A 6627-nucleotide genomic window follows, 5' to 3' on the forward strand; every position below is an offset into this window, starting at 1 on the left:
CGGATCGCCATGTACATTGCCGGACGTATTCTCTCTTCCCTGCTGGTGATCGCGGGCACCTTGGTGCTGGTGTTCGCGATCCTGTATGTCTTGCCCGGCGACCCGACGGATTCGATGATCGATCCGTCGGTTGCCACGGCGGAGCAGATTGCGAACCTGAAGCATCAGCTGGGCGTGGATCAGCCCTTCTATATCCAGTTCATCCGGTACATAAGCGACATGGCGCGGGGAGACTTCGGGAATTCCTTATTAAATTCCGAGCCGGTGCTGGATAAAATTCTTGAGCATTTCCCCGCTACCCTGGCGCTGACGGCGGCAAGCGCGCTGGTCTCGGTCACGATTGGCCTTGTTCTTGGCGTATTGTCCGCCGTTCACCGCAACGGTCCCATTGATTACCTTGCCCGTCTCGTCGGATTGTTCGGCATCTCGATGCCGACCTTCTGGTCGGGCATTCTGCTTATCGTGCTGTTTAGTCTGCAGCTTGGCTGGTTTCCGGCCATGGGCTCGGACGGATGGCGCACGCTTGTGCTTCCGGCTCTTACGCTGGGCATTGTTGGAGCCGGCTTTATCGTAAGAATGGTCCGAAGCAGCATGCTGGACATTATCGACGAGCATTTTATGCTGACGCTGCGCTCCAAAGGTTTGTCCGAGCGTGCCGTGATGTATAAGCATGCGCTGCGGAATGCGCTTATTCCCGCGGTCACGATGATCGGCATGCTGATCGGAGAGATGCTGGCCGGAACCGTTGTGATTGAAACGGTATTTTCACGGCAAGGCATCGGACGGATTATCGGGGACGCTTTGATGGCGAAGGATCTGCCGGTCGTGCAGGGCGTTATCTTTTTTACCGCGCTGATCTACGTCCTGGTGAACCTGCTTGTCGACTTGTCCTATTCGCTAATTGATCCGAGAGTAAGGCGCTCGGCGTAAGGTTATGGAGAAAGGAGCCAAGTACGTATGCGTGAAGCGGCTACGGCCCGTACACTCCCGTACAAAAGAAGCGGTGGACGCCTGACGGCTATCCGTTTCAAACGATTGGCGGCAAGCAATCTGTTCCTGTTTGCGGCAGCCCTCGTTATCTTGTTTATTGCGGCATGCGCGGTTGTGCCGTCCTGGATTGCCCCTTATTCCCCTACCGAGATGTTAACGGACAGCATTATGCAGCCACCAAGCGCGGCGCATCTGTTCGGAACGGATTATTTCGGACGGGATATATTCAGCGTGGTTGTATACGGCAGCCGGGATTCGCTGTTTATCGGCTTCGCTTCCGTTCTTGTCGGGGGACTGGCAGGCGGGGCGATTGGCGCTTTATCCGGTTACGCGGGGGGCTGGATCGATGCGGTGCTGATGCGCTTCAACGATATTCTGATGACTATCCCGGGCATCCTGCTTGCGCTTGCGATTGCGGGAGCACTTGGCAAAAGCCTGTTTAATATTGTGCTGGCTGTAGCCATAGCCTCCATACCGGGTTATGCGCGTATTATGCGGTCGCAGATTATGAGCATTAAAGGCCGGACGTTTATTCAGGCCTCGCAGGCTGCCGGCGCTTCGCCTTTCCACATCTTCTGGAAGCATGTATTGCCCAATTCGCTGTCCCCGCTCCTCGTCATGGCGACGATAGGCATCGGGACATCGATTCTGACCGGGTCGGGGCTTAGCTTTCTTGGCCTTGGCGTGCTGAAGGAAGTGCCGGACTGGGGAACGCTGCTGTCGCAGGGCCGCGGTTATTTAACGGTTGCCTGGTGGATCTGTACTTTCCCGGGACTTGCGATCACGATGTTTGTGCTGGCAGTCAATATGATCGGCGACCGGCTGAGAGATCAGCTTGATCCGAAGAAAAGCACGAGGTAGGAGGGGGAGCTCTATTGGAGGCGTTGCTTAATATTCGGGAGCTGTCCGTTGGTTTTCGGACCAAAAATGGCTTGCTTGAAGCGATTACGAATATATCGTTCTCGATACAGCCCGGGGAAACCGTGTGCCTTGTCGGAGAATCCGGCAGCGGCAAGACAGTCACTTCCAAAGCGATTATGCGGCTTATTGATTACGAGAAAGGATCCATTACGCGGGGAAGCATCCTGCTGCAGGGACGGGATATTGCGGCGCTGCCTGAAGCCGAGCTCCGGCAATTGCGCGGCAAGCGGGTAGCGATGGTCTTCCAGGAGCCGATGGCCGCCTTTGACCCGGTCTTCACCATTGGCCAGCAGATTGTCGAGACGATCATGCAGCACGAACGGGTGAGCCGGCGGGTCGCCTGGGATAGGGGCATTCAGTTATTAAGCCGCGTTGGTATTCCTGAAGCGGCAATCCGAATGAAGCAGTATCCCGGCGAGTTATCCGGCGGCATGCTCCAGCGGGCGATGATTGCGATGGCACTCTCCTGCAGCCCGGATCTGCTCATCGCCGATGAACCAACCACGGCTCTGGATGTTACGATCCAGGCCCAAATTTTGCAGCTGCTTCAGGAGCTGCAGCAGGAGCTCGGGATGTCGATTCTGCTCATTACCCATGACCTCGGCATTGCCGCGGAGATGGCGGATCGCATTGTCGTCATGTACGCCGGACGGATTGTTGAACAGGGGGCGGCTGAGGATTTGTTCGCAAGACCTCGTCATCCGTATACGAGAGGACTTCTTCAATCGATTCCTCCTCTGGACAGCGTACGCGGCGAACGGCTCTATGCGATTCAGGGATCTATTCCGTCACTTGCCGCGTTACCCGGCGGCTGTTTGTTCCATCCCCGCTGCGAATACGCAACGGAGCGATGCCGGGCGGAAGCTCCGCCGCTTGTTGAACAGAGCGGAAGCGGGGTGGCTTGCTGGCATGCGGAGCAGGTTGCCGCAGAGCCTGCGGTTAGAAGCAAATCCGCCGCATTGCGGGTAGAAGAGTCTGCTGCGCATGATGAACAGTCGGAAGCTGCCCTTTCCGGCACAGACAGCGAAATCCTATTCTCTGCCGATCATCTGCGCAAGTATTATCCGGTGAAGCGAAAAAGCTTTACCGCGCCCCGTACCTTCATCCGCGCGGTTGACGATGTCTCGTTCTCCATCAGGCGGAATGAAACGTTTGGTCTGGTTGGCGAATCGGGAAGCGGCAAATCTACGCTAGGCCGGGTTCTTTTGCAAATGGAGCAGGCGACTTCAGGCAAGGTGCTGTTTCAGGGCAAGGAGCTGACAGGATTAAATGGCGCGCAGCTTCGTCCGTTACGGAAGGATATGCAGGTTATTTTTCAGGACCCTTACGGTTCTCTAAACCCTAGATGGACGATCGGCGACAGTATTGCCGAACCGCTTAAAGTACATGGCGCTTGGACGGCTGACGAACGTCGGCATCGCGTGGAAGAACTGCTCGGGCTGGTGGGACTTGATACAGCGAGCGCCAGCAAATATCCGCATGAGTTCTCAGGCGGCCAGCGTCAGCGGATTGGCATTGCCCGGGCAATTGCCTTGAACCCAAGCTTTATTCTTGCCGATGAAGCCGTGTCCGCTCTGGACGTGTCCGTTCAGGCGCAGATCATTAATTTGCTGCAGGAGCTTCAGCAGAAGCTGGGTCTGACTTATTTGTTTATCGCCCACGGCCTGCAGATTGTAAGGCATATTTCGGACAGGATTGGCGTGATGTATCTGGGCAAGCTTGTGGAGATCGCGCCAAGCGATGAGCTGTTCCGCCAGCCGGCCCATCCGTATACGAAGCTGCTCATCGAATCGATTCCGCAGCCAGTTCCGGGTCAGCGCGGCACTGCATCGATCCAAGGCGAAATCCCTTCGCCGGCAAATCCGCCAAGCGGCTGCCGGTTCCACCCCCGTTGTCCGTTCGCGACGGAAAGATGCAGGAAGGAGCAGCCGGAGCTTCGCCCGTTAGGCGAGGATCGTTATGCGGCTTGCCACTATACCTTACTATGAAGCAGGCGGAACAGAAGGAGCCGGCGGCAGCATCCTACCCGGCATTCTGGCCGGTGCTGACGGCTATTTTTATCGGATCCTTTGTCGGGATGTACCATGTCGTCTCGCTTAACGTGTCGCTGCCCGGTTTTATCCGGATATTCGGCACGGAGCTGCAGACGGTTCAGTGGATGATGACCGGCTTTACTCTGGCGAGCGGCATTGTTGTTCCTATTACCGGCTATGCCATGGAGCGGTTTGGCTGCAAGCGGCTGTTTCTGTTTGCAATCGGGGGAATTACGGTCAGCTCGTTTCTATGCGCGCTGTCTTGGAATGTCGGTGCGCTTATTGCGTTTCGTATTGTACAAGGGCTGTTTTGCGGGCTTATTCAGCCGGTGTCGCTTGCCCTGATTTACCGGACGATTAGGCCGGAAAAGCAATCCTTTTCCCTTAGCGTGTGGTCCTTCTCCACGGTGTTGGGAACAGCGATTGGCCCGTCGCTCAGCGGCTGGCTGCAAAGCTTCGATTGGCATCTTATTTTCCTGGTGACCGTACCGGTCGGGTTTGTCGCTTGGATTGTAGGAGCGATTGTTATTCCGAAGGACTCGGCAAACGGTCTCGCCCGATTGGATTGGCCGGGGCTGCTGCTTGCAACGGGGGGAAGTCTCGCGCTGCTGCTGCTATTCGGCAACATGACCGTATGGGGCTGGAACAGCTTGCTTACTTGGATGATGCTGCTTGTTGGCGTCGGCAGCTTTGCGCTATTTATATGGCAGGCTCGCCGCAGCGAGCATCCTCTATTGCAGCTTCGGCTGCTGCTCAACCCCAGATTTTCACTGAGTCTGACGGCCTCCCTTATTCTGTCGTTTGGACTTTATTCGGTTGTCTATTTCATGCCTTTATTATTGGTCGAGATGAAAGGCTTATCGCCGTTCAGGGTTGGTCTTCTGTTTCTTCCCGCCGCGGCTTGCTTAACCGCTGCCACGTTTGCCGCCGGCAAATGGTACCGCAAAGCGGGACCGGCCAAGCTGATTATGATCGGCTGCGCGATTCTGGTTGTGAGTACCTATTATTTCAGTCAAATGCCTCCGGAAACCAGTCTTATTGCGATTATCGTGTGGCTCGCCATCCGAAATATCGGTACCGGCCTGGCTTCAACGCCAACCACCAACGCAAGCATGTCGTCCGTTCCCGAGGAGTGGATCGGGCATGCGTCGGCTTTGCTCAATTGGCTGAGGCAAGTATTTAGCGCTATGGCTTTAGGTCTCTGCACGTCGTTGTTTTACTCCCGGCTGTCGGTTCATCTGACTGATTCAGGCGGAGGAGAAGAGGGGACGAAGGCATATAGTCTAGCTTACATGCACAGTATTCACGATGTGTTTTTCGTATCCAGCATCATTGTCGCCTGCGCAATTCCGATTGCTTTGCTGCTGGGCAGACGGATGCCGGCACCACCGCTTACGACGCCAAAGGAGAGTGAAAGCTTATGAAATTTATATGGTTCAGCCTGGTTATGAATTTGAAGAACCCGGTGACGGGGGAGCATTTTACGACCAGCGAAAAAATCGAAAATATAATCAAGCAGGCAGTGCTTGCCGAGAAGCTTGGTTTTGAAGGATACGGCATTGGAGAACGGCATGGAGCGCCGTTTCTCTCTTCTTCTCCTCCGCTGCTGCTGACGGCGATTGCGGCAAGAACTTCGCGCATTCGACTGCTGACGACTGTAACGGTGCTTAGCGTACTGGACCCGGTGCGGGTAGCCGAGGATTACGCGACGCTTGATCATCTGTCCGGCGGAAGACTGGAGATGATTATCGGCAAAGGCAACGATCCGCGGCATTACCCGCTCTTCGGAATCACGGAAGAGGAGCAATGGGATTCGATGGAGGAGCGCTACGAGCTGCTGCGGCGTCTTTGGCGGGAGGAGGATGTGACCTGGCAAGGCCAGTACCGTCCGCCGCTTCATGAGGTGACGACGCAGCCAAGACCGCTGCAGAAGCCGATTCCGATCTGGCACGGGAGCGCGTCCAGCACCCGCTCCACCGAGCTAGCCGCCCGTTACGGCGAGCCGATCTTCTCCTCGAACAGCTTCCATCCGCAGGCGAAATACAAGGATCTCATCGATCATTACCGCGAGAGACTGGCGTATTACGGGCATGATCCGCGGAAAGCGGTTGTTGGTTCAGGCGCCGGCAGCCTGTATATCGCGAATACGACGGAGGAGGCCATCAAGCGGTATCGTCCTTACTATGAGGCGTTCCAGGCAACAGCCGCCGCTCAGCATAACCAGTCTCCGTTTACCACGCTTGAGGACAATATCGCCAGAGGTCCAAGCCTGATCGGAAGCCCGGAGCAGATTATCGAGAAAATATTAAACTACCAAGCGGCTTTTGGTCACCAGGTGCTGTCTCTTAGCGTAGACGGCTTATCCGAAGCCGAGCAGCGGGAGCAGATGGAGCGGTTCGCTTCGGATATCGCCCCCGTACTGCGCCGGGAAGTGCCAAGCTGGGTATGGGAGGAGCAGCAGGTGCGAGAAATACCGATTGGCTGATTAAGGTGGAATGATGAGCAAGCTAGAAATAAGACCCCGGGAGGGTCTTATTTGATTGGAGAGCAGCTAGTTGGTTAGTGATAAGACCCTGGCAGGGACTTATCGGGCATGGGAAGGGGCGCGGACGTGCGAAAATGGTGGGTTGGCGTTGAGATAAGACCCTCATAGGGTCTTATTCGCAAGAGAAGTAGCTAGTTG

Annotated in this window: 5 protein-coding genes; all 5 read left to right on the plus strand. The window is 55.8% G+C overall.

Going from position 1 to position 6627, the window contains the following annotated elements:
• The first annotated feature begins 9 nt into the window (after window positions 1–9).
• From PGL01S_RS27745 to PGL01S_RS27765, 5 genes are read left to right on the plus strand one after another with little or no spacing between them, the layout of a single operon-like run.
• Window positions 10–930: an ABC transporter permease gene (locus tag PGL01S_RS27745; RefSeq protein WP_127498484.1), complete on the plus strand. Its 921-nt coding sequence runs from the start codon at window positions 10–12 to the stop codon at window positions 928–930.
• A gap of 27 nt (window positions 931–957) precedes the next feature.
• Window positions 958–1851: an ABC transporter permease gene (locus PGL01S_RS27750; protein ID WP_127498486.1), complete on the plus strand. Its 894-nt coding sequence runs from the start codon at window positions 958–960 to the stop codon at window positions 1849–1851.
• A gap of 14 nt (window positions 1852–1865) precedes the next feature.
• The gene (locus tag PGL01S_RS31510; RefSeq protein ID WP_127498488.1) at window positions 1866–3899 is read left to right on the plus strand and encodes a dipeptide ABC transporter ATP-binding protein; all 2034 of its coding nucleotides are present in this window, start codon (window positions 1866–1868) and stop codon (window positions 3897–3899) included.
• Window positions 3878–5368, plus strand: a complete 1491-nt coding sequence (locus PGL01S_RS27760; RefSeq protein ID WP_244935789.1) for a DHA2 family efflux MFS transporter permease subunit — start codon at window positions 3878–3880, stop codon at window positions 5366–5368. Before PGL01S_RS31510 ends, PGL01S_RS27760 begins: the two co-directional genes overlap by 22 nt.
• The gene (locus PGL01S_RS27765; RefSeq protein ID WP_127498491.1) at window positions 5365–6429 is read left to right on the plus strand and encodes an LLM class flavin-dependent oxidoreductase; all 1065 of its coding nucleotides are present in this window, start codon (window positions 5365–5367) and stop codon (window positions 6427–6429) included. The genes PGL01S_RS27760 and PGL01S_RS27765 overlap by 4 nt, the downstream gene beginning before the upstream one ends.
• Window positions 6430–6627 lie beyond the last annotated feature (198 nt).

It is taken from the genome of Paenibacillus glycanilyticus NBRC 16618, assembly GCF_004000805.1.
GTDB classification, from domain to species: domain Bacteria; phylum Bacillota; class Bacilli; order Paenibacillales; family Paenibacillaceae; genus Pristimantibacillus; species Pristimantibacillus glycanilyticus.